This window comes from Streptosporangium sp. NPDC049248 (assembly GCF_040678965.1).
GTDB lineage: Bacteria > Actinomycetota > Actinomycetes > Streptosporangiales > Streptosporangiaceae > Streptosporangium > Streptosporangium fukuiense.
On sequence record NZ_JBFAQY010000016.1, the window covers coordinates 12990 to 38820 of the forward strand.

At 70.0% G+C, this 25831-nt stretch carries 17 protein-coding genes and 1 pseudogene; 12 read left to right on the forward strand and 6 right to left on the reverse strand.

All coding sequences use genetic code 11. The features are described 5' to 3' along the window. Nucleotides 1-68 precede the first annotated feature (68 nt). The 3 genes from AB0K21_RS26280 to AB0K21_RS26290 form a co-directional block, all read right to left on the reverse strand. Nucleotides 69-4070: a S8 family serine peptidase gene (locus tag AB0K21_RS26280; protein WP_364154031.1), complete on the reverse strand. Its 4002-nt coding sequence runs from the start codon at nt 4068-4070 to the stop codon at nt 69-71. A 100-nt stretch (nt 4071-4170) separates the two neighbouring features. Continuing rightward, a complete protein-coding gene (locus AB0K21_RS26285; RefSeq protein WP_364154035.1) occupies nt 4171-4296 on the reverse strand; it encodes a hypothetical protein in 126 nt (41 codons plus the stop codon). 73 nt (nt 4297-4369) lie between these two features. Beyond that, nucleotides 4370-7261: an AAA family ATPase gene (locus AB0K21_RS26290; protein ID WP_364154038.1), complete on the reverse strand. Its 2892-nt coding sequence runs from the start codon at nt 7259-7261 to the stop codon at nt 4370-4372. Nucleotides 7262-8093: 832 nt separating this feature from the next. Between AB0K21_RS26290 and AB0K21_RS26295 the strand changes: the two genes are divergently transcribed. The 12 genes from AB0K21_RS26295 to AB0K21_RS26350 all read left to right on the forward strand — a co-directional run bounded on the left by AB0K21_RS26295 (nt 8094) and on the right by AB0K21_RS26350 (nt 24151). After that, a complete protein-coding gene (locus AB0K21_RS26295; RefSeq protein WP_364154041.1) occupies nt 8094-8978 on the forward strand; it encodes a Gfo/Idh/MocA family oxidoreductase in 885 nt (294 codons plus the stop codon). Next, complete coding sequence (locus AB0K21_RS26300; RefSeq protein ID WP_364154044.1) at nt 8975-9658, forward strand: hypothetical protein; 684 nt, start codon at nt 8975-8977, stop codon at nt 9656-9658. The genes AB0K21_RS26295 and AB0K21_RS26300 overlap by 4 nt, the downstream gene beginning before the upstream one ends. Continuing rightward, entirely contained in the window at nt 9655-10497 is an 843-nt protein-coding gene (locus tag AB0K21_RS26305) for a sugar phosphate isomerase/epimerase family protein (protein WP_364154047.1), read from the forward strand. Before AB0K21_RS26300 ends, AB0K21_RS26305 begins: the two co-directional genes overlap by 4 nt. Then, nucleotides 10494-11264, forward strand: coding sequence for a sulfotransferase (locus tag AB0K21_RS26310; protein WP_364154050.1), 771 nt, complete (start codon nt 10494-10496; stop codon nt 11262-11264). Before AB0K21_RS26305 ends, AB0K21_RS26310 begins: the two co-directional genes overlap by 4 nt. 13 nt (nt 11265-11277) lie before the next feature. Continuing rightward, a complete protein-coding gene (locus AB0K21_RS26315) occupies nt 11278-11715 on the forward strand; it encodes a VOC family protein (protein WP_343963235.1) in 438 nt (145 codons plus the stop codon). A 65-nt stretch (nt 11716-11780) separates the two neighbouring features. Beyond that, entirely contained in the window at nt 11781-13190 is a 1410-nt protein-coding gene (locus tag AB0K21_RS26320) for an Ldh family oxidoreductase (protein ID WP_343963237.1), read from the forward strand. Continuing rightward, nucleotides 13187-13906, forward strand: a complete 720-nt coding sequence (locus AB0K21_RS26325; RefSeq protein ID WP_364154055.1) for a polysaccharide deacetylase family protein — start codon at nt 13187-13189, stop codon at nt 13904-13906. The genes AB0K21_RS26320 and AB0K21_RS26325 overlap by 4 nt, the downstream gene beginning before the upstream one ends. Next, a complete protein-coding gene (locus AB0K21_RS26330) occupies nt 13885-14688 on the forward strand; it encodes a glycosyltransferase family 2 protein (protein ID WP_343963240.1) in 804 nt (267 codons plus the stop codon). The genes AB0K21_RS26325 and AB0K21_RS26330 overlap by 22 nt, the downstream gene beginning before the upstream one ends. A 1-nt stretch (nt 14689) precedes the next feature. Then, a complete protein-coding gene (locus tag AB0K21_RS26335; RefSeq protein WP_364154058.1) occupies nt 14690-16636 on the forward strand; it encodes an ATP-grasp domain-containing protein in 1947 nt (648 codons plus the stop codon). Then, nucleotides 16633-17925, forward strand: a complete 1293-nt coding sequence (locus AB0K21_RS26340; RefSeq protein WP_364154061.1) for an MFS transporter — start codon at nt 16633-16635, stop codon at nt 17923-17925. Before AB0K21_RS26335 ends, AB0K21_RS26340 begins: the two co-directional genes overlap by 4 nt. Further along, a complete protein-coding gene (locus AB0K21_RS26345) occupies nt 17922-21071 on the forward strand; it encodes an amino acid adenylation domain-containing protein (protein WP_364154064.1) in 3150 nt (1049 codons plus the stop codon). The genes AB0K21_RS26340 and AB0K21_RS26345 overlap by 4 nt, the downstream gene beginning before the upstream one ends. Further along, nucleotides 21068-24151: an AMP-binding protein gene (locus AB0K21_RS26350; protein WP_364154067.1), complete on the forward strand. Its 3084-nt coding sequence runs from the start codon at nt 21068-21070 to the stop codon at nt 24149-24151. The genes AB0K21_RS26345 and AB0K21_RS26350 overlap by 4 nt, the downstream gene beginning before the upstream one ends. 92 nt (nt 24152-24243) lie before the next feature. Here AB0K21_RS26350 and AB0K21_RS26355 read toward each other — a convergent pair whose 3' ends face one another. The 3 genes and pseudogenes from AB0K21_RS26355 to AB0K21_RS26365 all read right to left on the reverse strand — a co-directional run. Continuing rightward, nucleotides 24244-24882 carry a 3-oxoacid CoA-transferase subunit B gene (locus tag AB0K21_RS26355; protein ID WP_364154070.1) on the reverse strand — a complete coding sequence of 213 codons (639 nt, stop codon included), beginning with the start codon at nt 24880-24882 and terminating at the stop codon, nt 24244-24246. After that, complete coding sequence (locus AB0K21_RS26360; RefSeq protein ID WP_364154073.1) at nt 24882-25577, reverse strand: 3-oxoacid CoA-transferase subunit A; 696 nt, start codon at nt 25575-25577, stop codon at nt 24882-24884. Before AB0K21_RS26360 ends, AB0K21_RS26355 begins: the two co-directional genes overlap by 1 nt. After that, nucleotides 25574-25813: pseudogene (locus AB0K21_RS26365) on the reverse strand (3-oxoadipyl-CoA thiolase); the annotation flags it as partial. The pseudogene AB0K21_RS26365 and the gene AB0K21_RS26360, both read right to left, overlap by 4 nt. Between the last annotated feature and the right edge of the window lie 18 nt (nt 25814-25831).

Sequence of the window (25831 nt, forward strand, 5' to 3'; positions counted from 1 at the left end):
CCGCTGCCGCGTCGGTGACATGAGCGTCGCGACGCGGCAGCGGTCTCTCAGTGGGTGGCCCCCTCCGTTCAGCGCAGGTTGAACAGGCGGGTGCTGGTCTGCTTGAGGCGGTTGCCCTCGGTGTCCCAGGCCTCGACCTTCAGGCTGACCGCGCCCTTGGTGTCGCGCAGGGACGGGTAGCGGGTGTCGGCGGTGTAGGCGCCGTCACGGTCGCGCTTGACCGGGACGGGCGTCCACCTGGCGCCGTCGTCGGTGCTCATCCACAGCTTGAGCCCGGCGATCTTCGGCATCTTCGCCGCGGACGGCGAGTGGTAGGCCTCGACGGTGAACCTGTGGGATCGGCCGGCGCGGACGGTGTTGTCCATCGCCAGGGTGTCGCCCAGGTCGTAGCCGGCGAAGACGACGGGCGTGGGCCGGCACTGCTCGGTGACTCCCCCGACGACCCAGTACTTGCAGAACGATCCCGGCAGCACGTGTTCCTTGGTCGGCGGGGCGCGGAACGTCCACTCGGTGTCGTGCTGGGCGTTCTTCGCGGTCAGCCGGTAGGTGCCGGAGCCCTCGGGCAGGGGGAACGCGGGGAGGTTGTCCAGGTAGGGCGGCGTGGTGCGGGGGATCTCCGTTCCGTCCCGGTAAAGATGCAGGTCGTAGTCCGGGGTGAGGAGAGCGCCGTTCTTCCAGAACCCGCTGCTGAACGGATGCCTGTCGGGCGTGCCCGCCGGGGCGAACTCCGCCCAGAGAATGCCGTCCTGCACGCAGATCGTGCACGTCAGGTCAACGCCCTGGGTGGTGAGGGGCGGCGCGTTCTTGTCGGCGAGCGCATATACCTTCTCCGCCGCCGTCATGGCGCCCGGCGTCAGGCCGGCGGTGAACCACTGCTGCCGGGTACGGCCGGGCCGGTCGAACGTCTCGATGCGGAACCGGGTGTCGTAGTAGGCCGTCATGTCGAGGTTGGCGGAGCTCATGCCGTGCGAGTGGATGACCTTGGGGTCGATGGGCCCGACCCATTCGGTCCGGCTGGTCGGTCCGACGAAGGCGGTATGCGCCCAGAGCGAGGTGGTCGTCGTCGTGGTCGCGACGTCGTCCTGTTTGTAGATCGTGCGGTAGTCGTTGAAGCTGGTCGGCTGGGAGGCGTGGACGTCCATGTCGACCTGGGCGAGCTGCTTGCCGGTGTAGGTGTAGTGCAGGGACTTCGGCACGCTGCCCTCGGCGTACGGCTTGAGGGTGTAGGTGTAGGGCGTGTGCGGTGTGCCGGTCACCCGGACGCTGACCGGTCCGCTCGCGAGCCGGGCGCGCAGCTGCAGCCCCTCCTTGTTCGACAGGGAGACGTTCGGGATGCTGATGGGCTTGGGATCTCCGGTGTTGATCTCCTGGTAGACGCCGATCGGCAGGGCGCAGGAGGTGCTCTTCGATGGGAAGACCGCAAATCCGGCTGCACCGGCCTCGCGGATCGGGATGACCTTGCTGATCATGGTGTAGCACTTCGCGTGGCCGTCGGGCTCGAGCCCCGTCTCCACGAGGACCAGCTTGCCGCGCAGGTCCTTCCCGGCGATGTCCTCAGGCATGCCCTCGCCGACGTCGACGAGCTGCAGGTTCTGCGTCCCGGTGAACGGCTTCCAGTCGGGCTGGTTGTTCTGGCGGGGGCCCTCCTCGAAGTCGAAGTGATGGGGGGCGACCGGATTCAGGGTGATCGGCTTGCGCTCGCCCGTGCTCATGGCGACCTGGGCCTGCCCCAGTGTCCACTGGCCGGAGAAGCGGAACCTGCCCTTGGTGACGGGCTTGGTGGGAGTGGCCCACACCTCCGCCCACGCGCTGGGCTCCGAACCCGGGAGCACCCTGGTGGCGTACGCCTTGCCGTTGGCGACGGTCCGCTGGGTGACGACGTTCCAGATGTTGTTCAGCGGCTCGGCCGGCTTCGGGGTGCTGAAGCGGACCTGGGAGGCCTGCCGGGCATCGAGCGTGATCTCGGTGTCACCGGTGACGGCGACCTCCGGATTGATCAGGAATATCTCGTTGTACCGGTCGTCGGAGTCCACCGTGCCCACCAGTTGCATCACCGAGTGCGTGCCGACCGGAACCCGGGTGACCGTGGTCCCCTCGCCCGACAGCACGGTACCCCCGCTGTACTCCTTCTCGCCGTCGACGTCGAGGGTCTCCTGGTACCACGGCGAGACGGGCTGGCCGTCCCTGCCGACGGTGTGGACGGTGAGCTGGACGAGCGGAGCCTCGCGCACCATGCCCACCGGGGTGGTCAGCCGGACGCCGTCGGCCTCGGCAGTCACGGTGCCGGTGTAGTCGCCGAACTTCAGGCCGGCCGTGTCGAGGGTGACGGTCGCCGTGGCGGTGCCGCCCGCGGGCACGGTGAGCGTCGCACCGGTGTTCAGCCTGCCTTCCACCGGGCTCCCGCTCACCGTGCGCAGGGCGGGGGTGAGGGTGAGGGTGACCGGCTGGTCGGTGAGGTTGCTGTAGGAGAGCTCCCGCTGCGAGGTCTTGCCCTCCTCGGTCTGCGAGCCGAAGTCGATCCCGCCGGTGGTGGCGAAGACCCGCTGGGTGTACGCCCTGGCGAGGTCCACCCGCCCGGCGCCCTGCTCGTACACGGTGAAGCCGTCGTCCTTGGAAGTGGACATCAGCGCGGCCTTGAGCAGCGGCCCCTTCCAGTCGGGGTGCCGCTGCGCCATGATCGCCGCCGCGCCCGCGACGTGCGGCGTGGCCATCGAGGTGCCGGACGCGCCGGTGTAGTGGTCGTCGACGGGCGTGCCCATCGAGGTGCCGGCGGCGCGCGCGGCGGCGATGTCCACGCCGGGCGCGGCGATGTCGGGCTTGAGCCCCGAGTCGCCGAACCGCGGCCCCCGGCCGGAGAAGCCGGCTATCTGGTCCTGCTTGTCGACTGCGGCGACGGTGAGCGCGGCCTCGGCCGTGCCGGGCAGGGACACGCTCCCGGGGAGGGCGCCGGAGTTGCCCGCCGCGATGACGAACAGGGCGCCGGTGGACGCGCTCAGGTCGTTGACCGCCTGGCTGATCGGGTCGGTGCCGTCACTGGGGCCGGCGCCCAGGCTCATGCTGACGACCTTGGAGCCGCCGGCGGCGGCCCACTCCATGCCCTCGATGATCCACGAGTCCAGGCCGGAACCGGCGTCGTCCAGCACCTTGCCGACGACCAGTTGCGCGCCCGGTGCCACACCCTTGTGCGTGCCGCCGGACGCCGCTCCGGAGCCGGCGATGGTGGAGGCCACGTGGGTGCCGTGGCCGTGGCCGTCCTTGACCGGCGAGTCGGGGACGAAGGACCTGGAGTCGGCGATCTTCCCTTCGAAGTCGGGGTGGGTGGCGTCGATGCCGGTGTCCAGCACCGCGACCTTCACCCCGGTGCCGTCGTGGCCGCCGGCCCAGGCCTGCGGCGCGCCGATCATGGCCACGCTCTCGTCCAGGACGGCCTTGACCTTGCCGTCCAGCCACAGCTTGGCGATCCCGCCGCTCAGCGTGTCGGACGCTTTCAGACCGGCCGAGGGGGCGGTCCGTACGGCCTCCCAGAACGTCCCCGCCTCCGCCTTGGTGACGTTCACGGCAGAGGCGTGGATGCTGTCCAGGGTGTTGGTGGGGACGCTGGCCGGGATCGCGTCGGCCGCCCGCCTGAGGGTGGCGCCCTCGCGGCCCTTCGGGTACTGCACGATCACCGGGACCTGCTTGGTCCGGTCGTCGGCGTAGCCGTTCTCCGCCAGGTACTTGACGTCGAACAGCCGCTTGTCCAGCCGCCCCGCCTGAATGGCGGGCATCGCGTCGGCGGGCAGGACGTAGACGCCCTCGGGAGTGGTCTGGGTGACCAGCCGCGGCCGGCGTCCGTCCGAGCGGGCGGCGGGTTCGGTCTTCACGTCGAAGCGGCCGACTGCGGCCTGGGTGAGCGTGACCTTGTCACCGGTGACCAGGGTGATGACGTGCGGGCCCGGGCCGACACCCTGGAGTGTGACGGGAGCCGCCGGGGGCGGCTGTGCCGGCCCGGCGGCCAGTGCCGCCGGCGTCTGCGGCAGCGCGGTCGCGGCCAGTGCGAGGAGCGAGGTCAGCAGGACGGTGCGTTTCACGCGGTCCTGCCAGGGGGTGACGGCCGGAATCCGTTCTCGGACATGGCGGGGCACTGCCTTTCTGCGTGATCGCGATGGAGGGAGAGCGGGGAGAGCCGGATCACAGGGGCTCGAACCCCTCGGGGAGCCGGGGTGTCACAGCGACCGGTGGGGCCACCTCCTCGGACTGCGCCTCGTGGCCGGGGTCCTCATTCAGTGCGGGCTCGGGCGCCTCCTGGTCAGACATGAGGCAAGCATCGTCGCCACCCTCTTGGCGGGGTATGGGGTGACATGTGGGGAAAACACCCCAACTTCCCCGCTCAAGGTCCTGCGGGGTGGTCCAGGTGGCGGGCCAGTTCCGTCCGTGAGCGCGCGCCGAACTTGCGCATCGCCGCGCCGAGATGCTTGTCGACCGTCTTCGGCGACAGGAACATCTCCCTGGCGATCTCCTGGTTGGTCAGCCCCTGCGCGGCGAGCCGTGCCACCTGCCGTTGCCGCGTGGACAGCGAGTCGCCCGCCACGCTGCGCGCCGGGGCGGGGGAGGACGGGCGCAGACCCCAGCGCCGCGCCAACTGTGTGGCCCGATCCAGGTCCCATCGCGCGCCCAGCTCGCCGTACACGGTGGTGGCGGCTTTGAGGGTGTCCGCCGCGGCCGCGTCGCCGAGGGCGAAGAGGCAGGCCGCGGCCTGCTCGTTCGCCTGAGCCGCCTCATAGGGCGCCGACACCCCTCCGAAAGCGGCGGCGGACGCCGCGAAATGCGCCGCGCCCTCGCTCCACCGCCGCTCCGCGGCGGCCACGAGGCCACGGGCCTGCCGGAGCGCCGCCGGAGCCAGCGGCGCGTCCACCCCCGGCAGCCGGGACTCGTACCGATCCACCACCTCGGCCGCCTCCGTCGGCCTGCCCGCCGCCAGCAGCGCCTCCGCCAGCGCCGGAACCGCCCGGACCCCCACCGGCCAGAAGCCGTTGGCCTCCCACATGGCGACGGCCTCCGAGGTCTCCGCGATCGCCGCGGCGGCCTCACCACGGGCGGTGGCCACCCGCAGCAGCATGCTCACCGGAAACGGGAGCAGATCGACGTCTCCCATGGCTCCCACCCGCTGGACGACTTCACGTAGGAGATCCTGAGCGGCGTCCATACGGCCCGGGGCGGGCGACAGGCAGGCCGCCACGGCATCCAGGAGGTTCATTTCGACCGGGCGGTCACTGCGCCCGTGACGCAGCGCCTCGATCTCCTCGCCCAGCCCGTCCCAGGCGCCCCGGCAATAGGCCACCATCGTCATCGAGGCGCGACAGCGGAACTCCATACCGCCGGTGACGTCGGCGCTCGCCGCACTCTCCAGCGCCTTGGTCAGCAGTCGAAGCGCCACCTCGTGATGTCCGCTGAAACAGGCCTCGTCGCCGATGGAGCGATAGGCGGAGACCTCCCTGCGGCGACCGGCGTAGCCGCCCGTCTCCCGCACGACGCGGTCGGTCAGCTCGGCCCAGCGCGGATCGCCGGCCACGGTGAACACCATCGCGACCTTGCTCAGCACGAGAAGCCGGGTCATGGGGTCACCGGCCTCGGGCAGCGTCTCCAGAGCGCGCTCCAACCACCCCAGACGCTCATGGGACGGCACGTCCATGGTGGCCGGCAACGCCAGGGCCACCATGGTCCAGGCCGCCAGGTCCGGCCGCTCGGCCAGATCCTCCAGGGCGTCGGTGAACATCCGATACCTGCGTGCCGGGTCCGTCCGGGTCACTTCGAGCTGCATCCCCAGCAGGAACCGGAGCTCACCGCGGACGGGCCCGGGAGGGGCCTTGTCGAGCGCCTCGGCGAGCAGGTCGCCGACGTCCGGCAGGTGCAGCAACTCCGAGGCGGCCCACCCCAGCCGGATCGTCAGGGCCGCCCGGCGCTCGGGCGCCAGGTCCGCGTGGCGCAGCACGTCCTCCAGGAGCCGTGCCACCTCGGCATCGTCACCCAGCTCGAAGGCGCTGTCGGCGGCCTTCACGGCGGCGTCCACCCAGTCACCGAGCCGGCCGGCCTGCCGGAGATGGTAGGCCACCTGCCCGAGCGGCACCGGGCGCAGGCCCTGGACGGCGGTCGCGGCGGCGGCGTGCAGGGTCTGCCTGCGCCCCAGCCCGATCCCCTCGTGGACCGCCTGGGCCGCCAGCACGTGCCGGAATCTCACCATCCCGTCCCGCTCGACGAACAGGCCGGAGTCCAGTACCTCGTCCACCGCGCCGGCCGCGTCCTCGGAGGACAGGCCGGTGACACCGATGAGCACCGCGACCGGCGAGGCGAGCTGGAGCACCGCGCCCGCCTCCGCCACCGCCCGCGCCGCGGGCGACAGGCACCCCACCCGCTCCCGCACCGAGGAGCGCACCCCGCTCGGCACGTCCAGCTCCTCCAGGGCCCTGCGCGCCCATCCGCCGCCCCACGGGATCAGCACCCCGCGCGACCGCAACAGCGCCAGCAGCTCCTGGATCGCCAGCGGCAACCCCGAGGCCCGCAGGCACAGGTGCGCCGCGAACTCCTCGGAGATCTCGCGGCTGTCCAGGATCGCGGCCGCGAGCTCACGTGTCCGTCTCTCGTCCAGCGGCGTCAGCACGATGTGCTCGTGGGTGAGCGTGTCGGCGGGACGCGCCGTCAACGCCCGTACGGCGGCCGACGCCTCCTCGCCCCGGCAGGTCAGTACGACCGACAGCGTGGCGGGCGGCTTGGCCAGCAGGTACGCCAGGAACTCGACCGTCTGCTCATCGGCCCAGTGCAGATCCTCCACGACCAGCAGCGCCGGACCCAGCGCGGCCAGCACCTCGCTCAGCCCGCGAAACAGCCGGTGCCGCTCGGCCGCCCGGTCGTCCAGTGGCTCGGGCGGCTGCGGCAGCACGTGGGCCAGCTCGGGAAGCAGGGCGCGCAGCGAACCCGCCACCGGCGACAGCGCCGCTCCCGCCAGATCCTCGCTCCTGGACCGCAGCGCCTCGACGACCGGTCCCAACGGGAACGGCTCCCTGATCTGGTTGCACCCGCCGCTGAGCATTCGCCGTCCCGCGACCTCCGGCCGCGCGGCCAGCTCCGTCACCAGACGGGACTTGCCGATGCCCGCCTCACCCTCGACGAGGATCACCGAAGGCGGCACGGTCACCGCGGTGACCAGCCGCTCCAACTCTCCGTCGCGCCCGACGAGCACCGGGGAGACCATCCGGCCGTGAACCCTGTGCCCATCCGTGCTCATCCGCTCACCAGCCCCGTCGGTTCCACCCCCGCTGTGATCACGACATTCAATACCTTCTGGCCATAAATGTCATTAAGGTCGGTCCGCGAGATGGGCTTCGAGAGCGTCCGGACGCCGCGTCACCTCCGTTTCCGACGTTCGTCGGGAAGCCCTCATCGCCTCCGCCGGGCAGGCCGAGGGCCGCCCGGTACGCCTCGGGACCGGCGGAGGTCGATGATAGGAAAAGGTCCGCACCTGTCGCGGTCGGTGTAATTATGATCATGGTTCCGGCGCAGGCGGACCGCCGCGCCGGCCACTCGCGCCGCGCCGGATCCGAGTGTCGATTCGGCCCGGATCACCTCGCTCGACGTTCCCCGACGAGATCCCCCGCTGGCGCTCCGAAGAAGAATTGACCTGTCCGGATTTATTTATTGGCAGTCATAATATGGTTTTCGGTGGTCATATAATGGCGCGATCGCCGCCCGCGGAGTGAACGGCCGAATGCCGGGTCGTGCCGGCCTCAGGTGAACAGGGCGCGGTCGAGATCAATACGACCAAAAAGAAAGCAATGTCGAAAAGGGTCGACAGGCGCCGGTGCGTACGTGCATGGTCAGGTCCACAGATTTTGAATGACATCGGGGTGACGATGCGCTTCGGGGAGTTCGCCGCTCCCCTGTCCGCGACGGGGGCGGACGGGGGAAAGGCTTTGCGCATTCCAGCTGCCATACCTGCACGTACAGGGCTATCGCCTGCTCGGTCACCGATCAGTGTGCCTGCGTGATCGCCTCAACTTGGCTGTCGAGTAGCTGACCGTCACCCGTCGTAACGTACTGCACGACTTCGGAGGGGAACCATGCGGGTTGCGATCGTCGGGTACGGGGGGGCCGGCCGACAGCATGAAGAGGCCATTCGGCAGGTCGCTCAGGTATCGCTCGCGGGCATCCTCGACACCGATCACGAAATCCTCCTTCCGGAGGAACTGAGACTGCCGTCGTGGGACGCGGTGTTGTCGGACTCCACGATAGACACCGTCGCGCTCTGCCTGCCGCCGGGTGGCCGAGCGGATCGGGTCGTCGAAGCGTTGCGGGCGAACAAGAAGGTCCTGGTGGAGAAGCCACCGGCGATGTCCGTGGCAGAGTTCGACCGGATCGTCGCCGAACCCGGGACGGTCGCCGTCATGCTGCAGCATCGGTTCCGGCTTCCTCGCGAAGCACTGCTGGACTGGCCGGGCGGCGCCACCGGCGTCCTCCTGGTCAGCCGGCCCAGGGACGCGGTCCGGCACTATCGGGGGTGGCGTGGCGACTCCAGCAGTGCGCTGGGCGGAATCATGGCGCACCTGGGTGTTCACTACCTCGATCTGGCCTGCCAGGTACTGGGCGAGGTCGAGCGGGTCGAGATCGCCGACTATCGCGAGTGCGCCCCTGGAATCGATCTGCGAAGCAGCGGCCTGATCCGGTTCGCGTCGGGTGCCACGCTGAACTTCACGGTCACCGCCGATGTGAGCACGCGTGCGGAGCGACTGATCCTGCTGGCCGATGACCGCAGGCTCGAAATCCGGGACGGTGCCGTCGAGTTCCAGCGGGGAGACGAGACCGTCGGCGCCCGGGAACTCACCACGTCACAGGCCAGGGCGCGGGTGTACGGGGAGTTGTCCGTCGGGCCCGACCGCTCGGCGCTGCACCGGACCCGCCCGGCGATGGTCGTGCTGGACGCGCTGCGGGAGATGGGTGCCCGATGAGCTCCAGGCTCGGACTTTCCTCGGGGTCGGCTCCCCGGCTCACCGCCGCCGAATTCGCGCGGCTGACCCGGGCGGCTCTCGGTGAGGTCGTCGATCTCCGGGCGGGCAAGGGCCACGCTTGGGAGGACGAGGGGATCGAGGGCCTGGACGGTCTGCCCGTGGCGTTCGTGGGCATCTCCGTGGTGCTGGGCCGGCCAGGGCAGGACACCGCTGCCGCGACCCGATTCGCGGGCCATGCGATCAAGGTGTTCGCCGAGGCGGGCGCGCTGGCGGCGACGAGCACCGCCCAGCAGTTCGCCGAGCTGGTCCGGGGCAGGGAAGCCGAGCAGGTACTCGTCGAAACCCATTTCGGGTACGCGGCGATCGACGAACTACTGCGACTCTGTGACCGGTACGGCTGCCGGCTGGTCCTCGACAACCTGGGGCTCGCCCAGATCGGCGCCGATGTCCGATCCGAGGAGGCCCGGTTGCTGACCCGTACCGCCGCGATCCAGGTCAAGGGTTTCACCCTCCCGTCCGATCCGAACGAGCGGCCCCGGCATCGCGCGCTTGTCTGCGAGGACCTGGGCTGGTTGGCACCCTTCGTCTCCACCGGCGTCGACATCACCGTGGAGTCCCGGGCCGGCGTGCCCCAGGCGGACCTCCAGGTGCTCCGCAGAGTCTGGAAGGATTTCCGATGAAGCTGGCGATCATCAACGACGAGATCGATCAGGATCTGGCCCGGGCCGCCGATGCCGTGGTCGAGTGTGGTCTCACCGGCGTCGAGATTCGTTCGGTGGCCAACGTGCCGCCGCATGTGCTGAACGACGCGCAGCTTGGCGACATACGCCGGACACTGGCGGAGCGGAATCTGGCCGTGGCCGGCTTCTGCCCGCCGGCGCTGAAGCGGAGGCTGCCCCGGACCGACGCCGACGTGGCGGCGACTCGGAACCTGCTCGGCCGCGCGATCGAGCAGGCGAACATACTCGGTTCGCCGCATGTGCGGATCTTCACCTTCTACCGTGACGGCGACCCTGACCCGAAGACCGCGGCGCTGGTCGCCGCGGAGGTGCTGGACGGTCTGGATCTGGCAGGCGTACGGCTTCTTGTGGAGACCGGTACCCGGACCAATACGCCGACCATGGCGTTGACGCTCGCCTTTCTGGAGGCTCTCGGGCGACCGGAGATCGGTGTGCTGTGGGATCCGGGCAACTCTGTCTTCAGCGGCTGGCACGCCGACCCCTTTCCCGAGGAGTACACGATCGGCCGAGAGGTGATCGGCCACATCCACGTGAAGGACCCCGCCGGGACCAGCGGCTACGTGCGACTCGGTGACGGAGATCTGCCCTGGGGACAGATCATCGAGAGACTCGGCGCGGACGACTACACCGGCTGGCTCTCGCTGGAGACCCACTGGCGTTCCGGACGGGTGCTCACCCAGGACCAACGGGACCGTCCGTGGGGTGACGCCTTCTCGGAAGGTGGTTATTCGGCCAGCGTCACCTGCATGCGGGCATTACGGGCGCTGGTCGCGTCATGACCGAGCCCCTTCTGCTACTCGGCGCGCAGCGCTCGGGCACGACCGCGCTCGCGCACGCGCTGAGCAAGGCGTACGCCGCCATGGGCGGGATCTTCACCGTCAACGGAAAGCTGCCCTACCTGCTGGCCCGCTGGTGCACGAGGGCGGACCTCGCCTGCCGGCACTTCCGGGCCGATGAGATCAGCCACGCGCTCCACCGTAAACCGCCGGGCGGGATACACGCGGCCCGCTGGCTCGGGAACCTCGACAGGGTCCTGCGCGACACCGCCGCGGAAGTGGCCCGCGGCGAGCACACCGATCCGGTGGCCACCTGCAGGCAGGTGATCGAGCGGGCCTATGCGGACTGGCCCTGCTGGGGCGACAAGTACAACGAGTATCTGCTGGACCTTCCCGGCCTCCTCGACGTGCTGCCTCGACCGCGGGTGATCCTGCTCGTCCGGCACCCGCTGGAGGCGGCCGCCTCACAGCTGGAGTGGACGGGCGATCGGCCCTGGCGGCCGTCCTCGACCGCCGACGCCTGCCGGAAGTGGGCGGCCTGGCACACCTCCTGGCTGGAGAGCGCCGACCGGATCGCACCCGAGCGGAGGCTCGTCGTCGACTACCACGAGCTGTGCTCGGGTGCGGCGACCGAGCGGCTCAGCACCTTCACCGGCCTGGAACTCTCCGGCCCGCTCAACGCTCTCTCGGCCACCAGACCTTCGGCGATCGAAGAACCGTCGCCGGAGATCGCAGCAGTGTGGCGGACGCTCCGCCGCACGATTCCGTAAGGGGAACCGACAAATGAACGATCTCTCAGTTTCGAGCCAGGGATATGGTCCCGATCACGGGACCGAGTTCGGCTACGGCCTGCACCACATCCAGATCGCCATCCCGGCCGGCAGTGAGGACGACTGCCGCGCCTTCTACGTCGGTGTTCTCGGCATGGTGGAACTCGTCAAGCCGCCGGTACTCGCCGCGCGCGGCGGCCTCTGGATACGTGCCGACAACCTGGAGATCCACCTCGGTGTCGAGAATGATTTCCGGCCGGCCCGCAAAGCCCACCCGGGAATCCGGGTCGCCGACCTCGACGCTCTGGCCCGGCATCTGGCGGCCAAGGGCGTCGAGGTGACCTGGGACGACAACTTTCCCGGGCACCGGCGGTTCTACGCGGCCGACAACCTCGGCAACCGGCTGGAGTTCCTGCAGCGTGACGGCTTAGCCGCGCCGGTGGAGTGGTGAGATGAACGATCGCCCATCAAGATCATCTTACCGCCGCATCCTCCCGTCACGGCCCGGGAGCGCACATGCTGAAAGTTGACGATCTTGTCATCACGGTCGGCGCCAAGGGGAACGAGGTGGTGCTGCTGCGCGGTGCGGATCTGCGGATTCCGGCCGGCAGCAGCCTGCTGATCCAGGGCGAACGCGGATCGGGAAAATCGACTCTTTGCAAGGTGCTCTGCGGCGAACTCGAGCCACGGTTCGGAACGGTGGAATCAGACGCGCTGATCATCGATGACGCCGATGCCATGGACCCCACGGTGCTGGCCGACCTGCTCGACCGGCGTACGAGCCAGGGCAAGACGACCGTTCTGCTGGCCACCGACGGATCCTTGCCCACCGATCGGGTCTGTCGGCTCGCCCGGGGAACGTTGTGCTACATCGACGAGGAAAGCCGGTCGGTTCCCGAACCGCTGCGGGTGCCGCCCGCGACGCTGAAGGAGCGATCGGCCGCCGCGCTCAGGGCGGCCGGCAGCAGTGACGAGACCGCCACGTTGGTGGCCGACGTCCTGGTGGAAGCGGATGTGCGGGGCCACCACTCGCACGGTGTGGGCCTGCTGCCGACCTACCTGACCCGAGTGCGCCAAGGGGGGATCGACCCGCTCGCCGAGCCGGTGCTGACCGAGCAAGGAGCCGTCGCCCGCGTCGACGCGCGGAACGGCTTCGGTCAGCCCGCGGCGGCGATGGCCGCGGACTGGTGCGCGGCCACCGCCGCCCGGCTCGGCGTGGCCGCCGTGGCCGTTCACTCCAACAACCATGTGGGAATGATGGCGGCCTACCGCTGGCCTTTCCAACGGCAGGGCGTCGCCGGACTGCTGTTCAACATCTCAGGCCCGAGCCTGGCCGCACCCGGAGCGGCACGACCGACGCTCGGCAGCAACGCGATCTGTATGGTGACGCCCACCGCGGCCGTCGAACCCTTCGTGGTGGACTTCGCCACCGGCGTGGTCTCCATCGGCAAGATCCGTGCTGCCGCGCAGCGCGGTGACCAGGTTCCGTCGGAGTGGTTGCTGGACAGCAGGGGAAGACCCTCCTCCAATCCACTGGACCTGGAGAAGGGCGGCTCCGTCCCGGTCTTCGGTGACTACAAGGGACTGTGCGTAACGCTCATCGCCGAGGTGATCGCGGGCATTCTGGGGGGCCACACCGTGAGTCCGCTGGTGGTCAAACAACGCGCGGAACCCGGCCGCCCGATGGGCTGCACACAGTTGTTCGTCGGCCTCTCCACCACCGCCTTCGGGCTGGACGCCGAACGGACCTCGATCGACAAGCTGTTGCAGACCCTCCGGGACGCGGTACTGGCGGGATATCCAGGACAGCCACCCACGCCGTACTTCCCGGACCAGGCAGAGGCGGCATGGACGGCCCGCGCCCACGAGACGGGCATTCCCGTCCCGGCGGCCGTTGCGACGGCGCTTGGGTGGAGCGAGCGGTGATCGGGCCCGCCACGGCTCGGGCGCTACGCTCCTCCGCCCCGGGCTGGCCCCTGGTCCTCTATTTCCACCACGTACATCCGGAACTCGTGCACTACACCTCACTCACCCCTGACGACTTCGAACGCGGCCTTGAGACGGTGCTGTCCCGGTACGGGCCGGCCCTCCCCCCGGAAGCACTCGATGACCTGACCGCGCTGCCGGACGAGCCCACCGTGCTCGTCACCCTCGATGACGGGCATCGCGACAATCTCGACCACGCCCTGCCCATCCTCGACAGGCTGGGGATCAGAGCGGTCTTCTTCGCCATCACCGAGATGGCGGAGCTGGAGGCGCAGCATGCCCGGCACCTGAGCTGGGCCGAGCTGACCGATCTGCACAGGGCGGGGCACGCGGTCGGCTCGCACACGGTGACGCACCGGATGTTGCACCAGCTCGCCCCGGCCGAACAGCGCAGGGAGATCGCGGACTCGCTGGCGGCGATCCAGGCCCGGCTGGGGGCGGTCCGGCCCCTGCTGGCCTACCCCTACGGCTTCCCTCCGACCGTTGACGCGGTCCCGGCCGGGACACTCGGCTTCGGAACGGTGAAGGCGGACCCGCTGCCATGGACCGTCGCCCCGCAACGAATCCGCCGTACCTATCTTCCCTCGGACGACCAGCACGCCTGGCCGTGGCTCTGCGACGAATGGAGGCGACAGTGGAACCGCGAATCACAGTGATCATCCCGAGCAGAGACCGTTATCGAGACCTCCGGCGTTGCCTGAACGCCCTGGCGGAATGCAACACCGCGCTGCTGTACGAGGTGCTCGTCGTCGACGACGGTTCAAAGCCGCGAATCACCGACGCGGTGCAGGTGGCCGGCCTGCCGATCCGGCTTCTGCGCAATCCGCGGCCGATCGGCGCCATGCCGTCCCGGTCCTTCGCCGCCGAGCAGGCGGTCTCACCCGTGATCGCGTTCCTCGACGACGACGCTCTTCCCAGAGCGGACTGGCTCGACCAGATCGATCGCGAACTGACCGCCGACCGAGGCGGCGTCACCGGCAGGGTGCTGCCCTTCGACAGCGGCGTGGTCTCCAGGGCCCGGCAGTCTCGCTACCTCGACCGGTACAGGGGGCTGCGGCCGGGGCAGGAGGTGCGCTTCTTCGCCGGGGGAAACGGGGCCGTCTGGCGCGAGGCCTTCCTGGCGGCCCGCGGAGACGTCGTCAACGCGCCGGGCAGCGACAACGACATCGTCGCGGGGCTGGCCGCCATGGGCCTTTCGGTCAATTTCGTACCCACGATGGTGATCGTTCACCGCAACAGCAAGGGCCTGATGCGTGCCGTCCGGGACGCCTACGGCGCGGGCCGCCGCCACCCCGAACGGCTGACGATGGCCGTCGCGGTCCAGCAGGTCCTGGGCTCCGCCTCGGGGCGGGATGTGCAGACCCGGCTCGTCAACTGGGCGCTCAACCTCGTCCACCTGGCAGGTCGCCGCAGATCCCTGATGAAACGAGGGACATGATATGAACCGTCACGTTCTGGTCGTTGGGAATGGTCGCGAACTGCCCGCGTACATTCACCAGGTCGACCCCGAGGCGCGCACCTCCGTACTCGTCCGCAGTGACGTGCTGAAACGGGTCCGCGACGCGTCCCTGCACGCTCGAATCGTGGGGGTCTCCTCAACCGACGACTCCTCGTGGATCGCCATGGCGAGGGCGATCCACGAGGTCGAGCCCGTCACCCACGTCGCCAGTTTCAGCGAGAAGGACCAGGACAAGGCGGCCGCTGTGGCGAGCGCGCTGGGACTGGGAATGCACTCCGCCGAGACGGTCAGAGCAGTCCACGACAAGCTCCACATGCGTGACCGGCTGACCGCGGCCGGCATCCCCGGGCCCTTCGCCGGACAGGTCACCTCGCCCGACGACATCACCGACTTCGCGGACCGCCACGGATATCCCGTCGTGGTGAAACCGGTCATGGGCGCGGCCAGTTCAGGGGTCACCGTCGTCCACCGCCCGTCCCAGGCCGAGGCGGCGTGGCAGTGGGGTCTCGCGGCCGAGGACGCCGCGGACGGCAGGCTGATGGTGGAGACGTTCCTGGACGGCCCCGAGATCAGCGTCGAGGCGTTCTCCGAGCGGGGGGAACACCTCATCGTCGCGATCACGCTGAAGGTGAAGGACCCCGTCCACTGTGTGGAACTCGGCCACATGATCCGAGGTGAGCTGCCGCCGGAGACCGAACACCTGGTCCGCGAGACCGTGACCGACGTACTACGCGCGCTGGACGTGCAGAACGGCCTGACTCATACCGAGATCATTCTCACCGATGAGGGGCCGAGGCTGGTGGAGACACATCTGCGGCCGGCGGGTGACCTGATCCCGGAGACGATCCGGGACACTCACGGGTTCGACCTGCTCGACCTCTTCGTGCGCCAGTCGATCGGTGAGAGCGTGATCGACCGGCTCCGTCTCGGCCACCGGGACCTTGAGTCGAGCGACCGCTACGCGGCCGTCTGGTACCGGGTCCCCGATCGGAGCGGCCGGGTGGTCGCCGTTGAGGGACTCGCCGAGGCGGGCTCGATCGCCGGCGTCCTGTCCGTGGAGCTCGAGCTGGAGGTCGGATCCGACGTGGTGGAGGTTCCGCGTGACTCACGGGACCGGCTGCTCGTCGTCCGGGCCATCTCGCACTCTCCCGCCCACGCCCTCAAAATCGCCCGCACCGCCGCCGAAACGGTGACGGTGACGATCGACGAGGCATCCGGTTCCGAGGCCACCCGTGAGGTCCGGGCCTCGGCCTCCGTGGCGGAGAAGGTGCGGCAGGCGTACGCCACGCTGAACCCCGCCGCCGGCTCAGGACCATTGGCTCCGGTGGCCGTCGAGGCGTTGACCGAGGCGTCCGTCGCCGGTTTCGCGTTGCGGGCCGCGGAGACACACCGCTGGGACGACGGCCGCATCCTCCCCGCGGAGGTCCTCGAACGGCACCTGGCCGAGTTGGCGTTCGAGGCGCTGACCGCCGTCGCCCTCGCGGCCCCGGGCCGGATCGACGTCGGGGCTTCCATGGACGAGGTCGCCCGAGCCGCCGGACGAGACCTGGACTGGTTCGACGCGCCGGAGGATCCGGGACGCAGGGACGCCCTTCGGGCGTCGCTTGACATCGCCCGGCTGCCGGAGAGCCGCGCCGACGACCTGAAGGCAGCCCTCGCTCGACGGGTCGAGCAGTTGCGGGACGCGCTCGACGACGAATGGAGCCCCCGACCCGACGTCTGCCTGGCCGCTCTGCCGCTGTTCTCCAGGCCGGTGGCCGACGTCCTGGTCTTCGTCGCCCTCGGGTGCGACACGAGGTGCAGCGACGTGGTGTTGCGCCGGTTCGGCCATCGGTACCTCAGTGGTCAGGCTCCCGAGGGCCTCACAGCACGCCACCTGGAGCGCTCGGCCGAGATCCTCGCCGGGGTACTGGACGGACAAGCATGAACACCGACCGTAAAAAGATCATCGACATCATCCCCCCGGCGGGAGCGGCGCGCGTGCTCGTCACGAGCGGCTTCGTCGGTTCCATCGGAACCGGGATGTTCCTGACCGGCAGCGCGCTCTACTACACGCGCGTGATCCACCTGTCCCCGCTGCAGGTCGGTCTGGGGCTGTCGCTCGCCGGACTGATCGGGATGTTCACGTCCGTCCTCCTCGGCCGCCTGGCCGACCGGACCGGGCCCCGCGTCATCCTCGTCGGCCTGCACATCTTCCGGATCTTCGCGTACATCGGTATGGCGCTGGTCGCGAACTTCTGGCAGTTCCTGATCGCCGTCGTGCTGGTCACCAGTGCCGATCGCTCGGGCCCGCCCGCGAACCAGGCGCTCGTCGGGCGCATCTTCGAAAAGACCGAGCGGCTACGGACGATGGCCTACCTGCGTGCCTTCCGGAACGTCGGGCTGGGACTCGGCGCCCTCCTGGCCGGGCTCGCGGTGGAGTCGGACGCGTCGTGGGCCTACCGGCTGCTGGTGTTCGGCAACGCGATCTCCTTCATCCCGATGGCCTTCCTGGTGGCGAGACTGAAGCGGTTCGAGAGGCCGGTACCGGCGGCGCAGGACCCGGTGGACGAACCTTCGGAACCCGCCGCCGCCCGCGCACGGCCACTTCGCGAGATTCCCTTTCTGAGTGTCTCTCTCGCCAACGGGTTCCTGATGCTGCACGACAGCATCCTGTTCGTCGCCCTCCCGCTGTGGATCGTCGGATACACCGAGGCACCGCCGTTCATGGTGGCGGTCGTCCTGATCATCAACACGATGTTCACGGCGTTCGGGCAGGTCTGGTGGACACGCATGGCCGAGTCCCTGTCCGACGCGACGCGGGCGCTCACGACCTGCGGTACCGTGCTGGCCCTTGCTTCGGCGGCCATAGGAGTGGCGCACTACGGTAACGCCCTGACCGCCTCCGTGCTCATCGTCGTCGGCGTCCTGCTGCTCACCGCCGGTGAGAACCTGCACGCCGCCGCGGCGTGGCAGATCTCCTACGACCTCTCCCCGGCCGGACAACAGACCCAGTACCTCGCCGTCTTCAATCTGGGTACCAACGTGCACGACACCGCCGGGCCGATGGTGATCACAGCGCTCGGCGTCTCCGCCGGCCCGCCGGGATGGCTCGGTCTCGCCGCGATCTTCCTCCTGGCCAGCACGGCCGAGCGGTACTCCGTCGGGTGGACCAGCCGTACCAGGGCCGCCGCGGCCCTCTCCGGCCGCCTCCATGTCTCGGAGGCGACCCGATGAACCGTCCGACCACTCTCGCCGAAGGTCTCGCGACGGCGGCGATGCGATACCCCGACCGTCCGGCGCTCATCGCCGAGCGGACGTGGAGCTTCACCGAACTCGCCCGCGATGCCGACATCGTGGCCGGAGAGTTGCACCGTCTCGGCCTCCGGGCCGGGGACCGGGTGGCGATGGCCCTGCCCAACAGCGGACGCGCGCTCGTGCTGCTGGCCGGCCTGGCCCGGGCCGGCATCGCCGTGGTGCCCTTCGACGATTCCGTGCCGGCCGCCCGCCTGGTCGCGCAGGCACAGGACGTGTCGGCGAAACTGCTGGTGGTCGAGGAGCCTCGGGACGGTCTCCTTGAGGTCGGCTGCCCAGTGGTGATGCTTCGCTCCCTCTTCGGCTCGGCTGCCGCCGAGGCCGACGCGCCGCCGGTCGGTCGTCCGGACGGTACGCACGAGGCCTACGTCATCTACACGTCTGGTTCGACCGGGGTCGCGAAGGGCGTGAGCGTGTCACACGCCGCCATAGCGGCCCACGCGGCGCACGCCGTGGACTACTTCGCGCTGCACCCCGGTGATCGAGTCCTGCAGTTCGCGTCCCTCGGCTTCGACGTCGCCCAGGAGGAGATCTGGCCCACCTGGTTCGCCGGGGCGGCCGTGGCCGTCAAGTCCGTCGCGCTCCCCGACTCGGCGGACCTCTCGGCGATGGTCCGCGAAAACGCGGTGACCGTACTTCAGCTCCCCACCGCCTACTGGCGGACGGTGACGGTCGAACTGCCGGCGGTTTCCCGGGGGGACTTCGCCTCGGTGCGACTCGTCGTGGTCGGCGGAGAGGCCGCCGCCCTGACGGACCTGCGCCGCCATCTGGGCTCGGCGCTGGGCGCCGCGGCGCTGGTCAACGCCTACGGGCCCTCCGAGAGCGTCGTCACGTCAACGGCGTTCCGCTTCGACCCGGGCGACGAGTTGCCGGCGGACGAGAGCGGCCTTCCGATCGGCACCGCCTTCCCGGGGCGACGCGTGTCAGTGGTGCGACCCGACGGCCGTCCGGCGGCATCCGGCGAGGAGGGGGAGCTCTACATCCACGGCCTGCTGGCCGACGGGTACGTCGGCCGGCCCGATCTGACCGCCGATCGCTTCGCCTCGGCCGGCCCGCCCGGATCCGATCGGACCCCGGAACGCCGTTACCGCACCGGTGATCTCGTCCGCGTCCTGAACAGCGGCGACCTGGTGTTCACCGGCCGGACGGACGACCAGGTGAAGCTTCGAGGGTTCAGGATCGAGCTGGGGGAGGTGGAGGCCGCCATCCGGTCGACCGGGCTGGTCGCCGACGCGGCGGCGGCCGTCCTCTCGCGCAGCGGCGCCGAGCCCCGACTCGGGGCACTCCTGGTCGGGGCGGGCGGAGCGGACACCCCCGACACGGCGCTCCTGGCCGGACGCCTGGCGTCGATCCTTCCGCTGCCTTTCGTACCGACCGTCTGGGCACGAGCGGATCGGATCCCGTTGACCTCCTCCGGCAAGACCGACCGCCTGGCGGTGGCCGCGGAGATCGGCGCCCGGCTCGAAGCCGGTGCTCCGGCCGACGAGCGGCAGGCCGGCCCGCCCCGGGACTCGAACCCCCGTCTGTCCGCGCTCGGGCAGATCTGGTGCGATGTGCTCGGTGTGGACCACGCCCGTCCCGAGGACGATTTCCTGGAACTCGGCGGCGACTCACTCCTGGCCGTGCGGTTCGCCGCCCGGGCCCGGGCCCGGGGATTCGTGATCACTCCGGCGGAGGTGCTCAGCTGCGGCACCCTGGCCGCCATCGGTGCGGCGGCGCGCGAGGCGGAGCAGGTTTCCGGACCGTCGGACTCACCCGGCCCCCGCACGGGCGAACCCGCCGAACTGCTGCCCTCGCAGCTGAGGTGGCTGCTGGACGGACCCATCCCGGAGGCGCACCACTTCGCCCTGACGGCCCTGATGAAAATCCGGCACGACGTTCCCGACGCCGCCCTGCTCGATACGGCGACCGCCCTCCTCGACCAACATCCGGCACTGTCCAGCCGGTTCGATCTGGCGGCCCTGCTGGTGCGCTTCGACGTGCGTGAGGCCAAGGACGTCTTCCACAGTGTCGACCTCGGCGACGGTGATCTCGCCGCCCGGCTGCTCGAACCTGCCCAGAAGGCTCAGCAAGAGCTCGATCCGGGCAACGGGGAGGTGTTCCGGATGGTGCGGTTGCGGGCCGGGACCGACCACCGCCTGCTGATCGTCGTGCACCATCTCGTTCTTGACGGCTGCTCGATGTCCCTCCTGGTGGACGAGGCCGAGGCCGCGCTCACCCGCTGGCTGGCCACCGGCCGGGCGACCCTCGACCCGCCGACCGAATCGGTGAGGTCCGTCCGCTCGGCGATCGATTCCTACCTCGTCTCCGACATCGCCCGCCGTGACGCCGCCGCCTGGCTGTCCGCCCCGTGGCCCGACGTCCTTCCGCTGAGCCGGCGCGAAGGCCCGGCCCTGCTGCCGTCCGTGGTCACCGTTCGGTCCGCGCTCACCCTGTCCGATTCCGACGCGATCCTGCACCGCCTCGCGCCGGCGCTGTTCCGCCCGGTCGACCTGCTGCGGGCCGCGATCATGACAGCCGTGGCCGAATGGACGGGGACGGCCACCGTGGCGATGGACGTCTACGACAACAACCGAACCGCCACGGTCGGAGACCTGGACGTCTCCCGCACCATCGGCTACCTGCAGAGCACTCATCCCGAGATCGGGGTGGTCCGGGGGAGCGGGTGCGGCGCCGTCCGGAGACTGCTGGCGGCTCCCCGGCTCGTCCCGACCCGCCCGTTCGGCTTCGACGCGCTTCGTTTTCTGTCACCGGTGGAAGAGGAGAGGCGGATGCTGGCCGCGCTTCCCCGCCCTGATCTCCGTTTGAACTACCGCAGCCAGTTGGGGCGCCTCGAACAACGCGGGAGCGGCGACTCCCTCCAGAACGCCGATGAGGACACCGGCGCCCACCGGGCGGAAAGCCAGTCCGAACGCTATGCCCTGATGTTCGAAGGCGACGTCATCGACGGTGCGTTCACCGTCGGCACCAAGTTCAGCACCGATCATTTCGATCGTGCCGACATCACGGCTCTGACCGCTCGAATCGCTGAACTGTGCTCACTCACGGCCCGGGAGGTGGTGGCATGACGATGGAGGCGGCACGCCCGGCATCAGACGCCGAACGTGCGCTGCTCGACTCGTGGCGTGGCCGTTCGGTCGATCTCGGCGAGGAACAGATCGCCACGCATGTCCTGCGGCACGCTCAAGCCACCCCCGCGGCCGTCGCGGTCCGAGGCGCGGACCGCGACCTGAGCTACGCCGCGCTGGACCAGGAATCCGGCGACCTCGCACGTGTCCTGCGAACCCGGAAGGCCGGCCCCGGCTCGATCGTCGCGATAGACCTCCCCCGAGGAGTCGACCTGGTGGTGGCGATGCTCGCCGTCCTGCGCACCGGGGCGGCCTATTGCGCGATGGACGTACGCTGGCCGGTCGCCCGCCGGCAAGAAGTGATCAAGCGGATAGGCGCGGAGCTTGTCGTGGTCGGCCCCGGAGGATCCCGGCGGCATCTCGGCGCCCAGGAGGTGCCGAGCGCCTCCGGCGGATCCACCCGGGCCCGGAACGGCACGGACCCGTGCGTCGGCGTCGGGTTGGACGCCGCGTGCTGCGTGTATTTCACCTCTGGGAGTACCGGCGAGCCCAAGGCCGCGCTGAGCACGCATCGGGCGGTGCTCCGGACCATCCTGCCGATCGAGCCGGACTATCCGAACGTGCCCGTTCACATGTCCGCGACGGCGGCCGTCTCCTGGGACATCTTCACCTTCGAGATCTGGTATCCCCTGGTCCACGGGGGGACCACGAACCTCGCCACAACGGGGGCCGACGGGTACCCGTCCCCGCAGGGGCTGCGCCAGGGGATCGCAAGGGGGGTCAACGGCGCCGTGCTCACCATGGCGCTGTTCAACCTGCTGGTCGACGAGGACGTCGACGCCTTCACCGGCCTGGGCACGCTGATCATCGGCGGCGAGCGCGCCTCTCCCCGCCACGTCCGCGACTTCCTTCTCCGGCACCCCACCATTCCGCTGGTCAACGCCTACGGGCCGGTCGAGGCGAGCGTGTTCGCCACCACGCATCGCATCAGCCTCGCGGACTGCGACTCTCCCCGGGGAATTCCGATCGGCCGGGCGATTCCCAACACCGGGCTTCTCGTCGTCCGCTTCACCGGCGCCTCGACCGCGACCCGCGTCGCCGTCGGAGAGGTCGGGGAACTGCTCATCTCCGGAGACGGCCTGGCCGCCGGTTACATCGGCGAGGACGCCGGAACCGGAGCGTTCACGCCGATCGCGGTGGACGGGGAGGCGCCGGTACGGGTCTACCGCACCGGTGATCTCGTCAGTTGGCGCGCCGACGGAGTGCTGGAGTTCATCGGCCGTGCCGACCGGCAGCTGAAGATCAGCGGTCAGCGAGTCGAACCGGCGGAAGTCGAGGCGTCGTTGCTCGCGACCGGGAAGGTGAGCAAGGCCGTTGTGGTTCCCGTCTTCGACGGGGAACGCGCGAGCGGTCTGGCGGCCTACGTCACGGCGGTGAGAGCACCTCTCGACGGCTCAGCCCTGATGGCGGCGTTGCGCGAGCGCCTGCCCGCCGCCATGCTCCCGCAGAGCATCACCGAACTGCGGGAGTTCCCGCTCAGCCTGACAGGCAAGGTGGACGTCGCGGCCTTGCCCGCGCCCACGAACGCACCGGTCGAGATACGGGCCGTGCCCGCGGATCCGATGGTTCGCGGCCTCGCGGAGACCGTCGGCCGAACAGCCGCGGAAGTGCTGGGCCTGGACGCTCTCGGGCTCGACACGGACCTTCGTAGCATCGGCCTCGACTCGCTGGCGGCGATCCGGCTCTCTCATCGGCTGCTCGACCTGGGCATCGGTATCGGGGCCGACGTCGTACTGAGAGCGGGTTCGGCCGCGCAGATAGCCCGGGAGTCCGCAGCCGGGAACGGCTCCGAGGCGATCTCCACGATCGCCGAGGCGGGCGGGCTCAGCGATGCCCAGATCTCGCTGTGGCTGGACGGTCTCATGCGGCCCGAGCACGCCATCGGCAACGTGCTGGTGCTGTCGTACCGTCTTGTTCCGGCTCCGCCGGCCGAAGCACTGGCCGACGCCCTGAGCACGTTCGTCGCGCGTCACGAGGCGACGAGGACGGCCATCGACACCGACCAGGACGGTCTTCCGGTCGCGAAGACGCTGAACCGGCAGAGCGCGGTCACTGTCTCCATCGAGAAGTCCTCGCCCCCGATTCCGACACGGCGCCGCGCACATGACCTGGCCCGCCGGATCGACCTCGCGCGGGGGCCGCTGGTCGCGGCCCGGATCGACTCCGCGCCGGACGGGTGTGACCTGACGATCAGCATCCACCACGCGTGTTTCGACGGCTACAGCGTGGCCGTCCTCGCGGACGAACTGAGCACCCTGCTCGGTGGTGCGACGCCACCGCCGCCTCGCCGGTTCACCGACATGCGGAACCCCGCTCTCGATCGGCCTCCAGCCGATGAGCTCCGGAAGTGGACGTCCCGCCTCTCGACGACCCGCGACATCGAGTGGCCGTCCTCGCCGCCGCCTGTGGACGGTGGTCGATACGGGACGGCGCAGATGAAATTCCCGGGCCAGGCCGGGGCGCACCTTGCCGCCAAGGCGCGGGCCCATCACCTCACGCCGTTCGTTCTCGCCCTGCGGGCGTTCGCGAGTACGGTCAGGCACATCACCGGCGCGAGTGACTTCTGCGTCGGGGTGCCGACCGCGGGGCGAGACGACCCGAGAACCCGCGGCGTCGTCGGATACCTCGTCCGACAGGTCGTCGTCCCGATCGGCCCGGCGGAACTGGACGGAACACTCGGCGCCCTGTCCGACACCTGGAACCGTGCCCGTGCGGTGTCCGGTCTGGGCGTCGCCGAACTGGCACGCCTGTCCCACCGCACGGGAAGGGGCCGGTCTTCCCTGTTCCAGGTCCAGTTCGCCTGGCAGAACACCATCGAACCGGTCTGGCGGATACCCGGAGTCCGGGTCACCCCCATGAGCGTCCAGCCCATCGCCCCACAGTTCGACCTGACCATGGAACTCACTCCGCTGAGCACCGGAGAGATCGAGGGAGAAGTGGAGCACGACATCGCGGCCGTCCCGTCGGACCTCGCGCAGGCGATCGCCGAGGATTTCGTGACCCGCCTCAACGACCTCTGACCGAGAAGAGCCGCCGGCGGGGTGAACGGTTTCGTCCGGAGGGGCACCGGACGAAACCGTTCGCCCCGGTGGTGACCGGCGGGCGGGAACGGTCAGCGGACGTCGACCGTGAGCGGGACTGCCAGCCGGGTGCGAAGCTCCTCGACGGAGGTGCCGAACACCTCGAGCACGCGGACGCCGTCGGGGGCGATCTCGAACACGGCGTGGTCGGTGTAGACACGACTGACACAGCCGACGCCCGTGAGGGGGTAGGTGCAGGCGGGCACGAGTTTCGGGCCGCCGTTCCTCGCGAAGAGCGTCATCATCACGTAGACCCGCTTGGCGCCGATCGCCAGATCCATCGCGCCGCCGACGGCGGGGATCGAGCCGGGCGCGCCGGTGTCCCAGTTGGCGAGGTCACCGCTCGCCGAGACCTGGAAGGCACCCAGGACGCACACGTCGAGGTGGCCGCCACGCATCATGGCGAAGGAGTCCGCGTGGTGGAAGTACGCGGCTCCGGGCAACTCGGTGACGGGCACCTTGCCGGCATTGGTGAGTTCGGGGTCGACCTCGTCGCCGACAGCCGCGGGGCCCATGCCCAACATGCCGTTCTCGGTGTGCAGGACGACGCCGATCTCGGCCGGAAGGTGGTCGGCGACCTTGGTGGGCTGGCCGATGCCGAGGTTGACGAAACTGCCCGGCTCGATGTCCTGTGCGACCCGGGCCGCGAGCTGGTCGGGATCGAGTGGCATCAGCGGGCTCCCTGCACGGTGTAGTGACGCGGTTCGACCTGGACCACGCGGTCGACGTAGATGCTCGGGGTGACGACGACCTCCGGGTCGATCCGCCCCGCCTCCACGATCGACGAGACCTGGACGACGGTCGTCGTGGCGGCCGTGGCCATCACCGGGCCGAAGTTCCTGGCGGTCTTACGGTAGACGAGGTTGCCCATCGTGTCGGCGGTGTGCGCGGAGATCAGGGCGACGTCACCCTTGATCGGGTACTCGAGGACGTAGTCGCGTCCGTCGATCGTGCGGGTCTCCTTGCCCTCGGCGAGCGGCGTGCCGACGCCCGTCGGGCAGTAGAACGCCCCGATGCCCGCCCCGGCCGCCCGCATCCGCTCGGCGAGGTTGCCCTGCGGGACGACCTCGAGCTCGATCTCCCCGCGGCGGTAGAGGTCGTCGAAGACGTAGGAGTCGACCTGCCGGGGGAAGGAGCACAGGATCTTCCGCACCCGGCCGGCCTTCAGCAGGGCGGCCAGGCCCACGTCGCCGTTGCCGGCGTTGTTGGACACGATGGTGAGGTCGCCCGCGCCGTGCCGGATCAAGGCGTCTATCAGGTCGAACGGCATGCCGGCGAATCCGAAGCCGCCCACCAGAACGGTGTCGCCGTTCTTGACGACGCGCACCGCCTCGTCCGGCGATGCGAAGATCTGCGCTCTGCTCACGCTGCTCCTCCAGTGACGTTCTCGAGGACCACGGCGAGCGCCTGGCCCACGCCGATGCGGATCGCGGCGACACCGTACCGCTCGCCCCTCGCGACCAGAACCCTGGCGAGGGTGCCGAGGATCCGGGCGCCCGAGGTGCCGAGCGGATGGCCGATCGCGATCGCGCCCCCCTTGACATTGACGATCTCGGGGTCGATTCTCCAGGCGTCCACGCACGCGAGCGACTGGACGGCGAAGGGAGTGCGGGCCGCCGC

What these genes read in the sequence shown, in the direction of transcription:
- AB0K21_RS26345 (WP_364154064.1), top strand. Translation starts at nt 17,922, where the DNA reads ATGAACCGTCCGACCACTCTCGCCGAAGGTCTCGCGACGGCGGCGATG.
- AB0K21_RS26320 (WP_343963237.1), top strand. Translation starts at nt 11,781, where the DNA reads ATGCTGAAAGTTGACGATCTTGTCATCACGGTCGGCGCCAAGGGGAAC.
- AB0K21_RS26355 (WP_364154070.1), bottom strand. Translation starts at nt 24,882, where the DNA reads ATGCCACTCGATCCCGACCAGCTCGCGGCCCGGGTCGCACAGGACATC.
- AB0K21_RS26290 (WP_364154038.1), bottom strand. Translation starts at nt 7,261, where the DNA reads ATGAGCACGGATGGGCACAGGGTTCACGGCCGGATGGTCTCCCCGGTG.
- AB0K21_RS26340 (WP_364154061.1), top strand. Translation starts at nt 16,633, where the DNA reads ATGAACACCGACCGTAAAAAGATCATCGACATCATCCCCCCGGCGGGA.
- AB0K21_RS26335 (WP_364154058.1), top strand. Translation starts at nt 14,690, where the DNA reads ATGAACCGTCACGTTCTGGTCGTTGGGAATGGTCGCGAACTGCCCGCG.
- AB0K21_RS26305 (WP_364154047.1), top strand. Translation starts at nt 9,655, where the DNA reads ATGAAGCTGGCGATCATCAACGACGAGATCGATCAGGATCTGGCCCGG.
- AB0K21_RS26295 (WP_364154041.1), top strand. Translation starts at nt 8,094, where the DNA reads ATGCGGGTTGCGATCGTCGGGTACGGGGGGGCCGGCCGACAGCATGAA.
- AB0K21_RS26315 (WP_343963235.1), top strand. Translation starts at nt 11,278, where the DNA reads ATGAACGATCTCTCAGTTTCGAGCCAGGGATATGGTCCCGATCACGGG.
- AB0K21_RS26285 (WP_364154035.1), bottom strand. Translation starts at nt 4,296, where the DNA reads ATGTCTGACCAGGAGGCGCCCGAGCCCGCACTGAATGAGGACCCCGGC.
- AB0K21_RS26300 (WP_364154044.1), top strand. Translation starts at nt 8,975, where the DNA reads ATGAGCTCCAGGCTCGGACTTTCCTCGGGGTCGGCTCCCCGGCTCACC.
- AB0K21_RS26310 (WP_364154050.1), top strand. Translation starts at nt 10,494, where the DNA reads ATGACCGAGCCCCTTCTGCTACTCGGCGCGCAGCGCTCGGGCACGACC.
- AB0K21_RS26350 (WP_364154067.1), top strand. Translation starts at nt 21,068, where the DNA reads ATGACGATGGAGGCGGCACGCCCGGCATCAGACGCCGAACGTGCGCTG.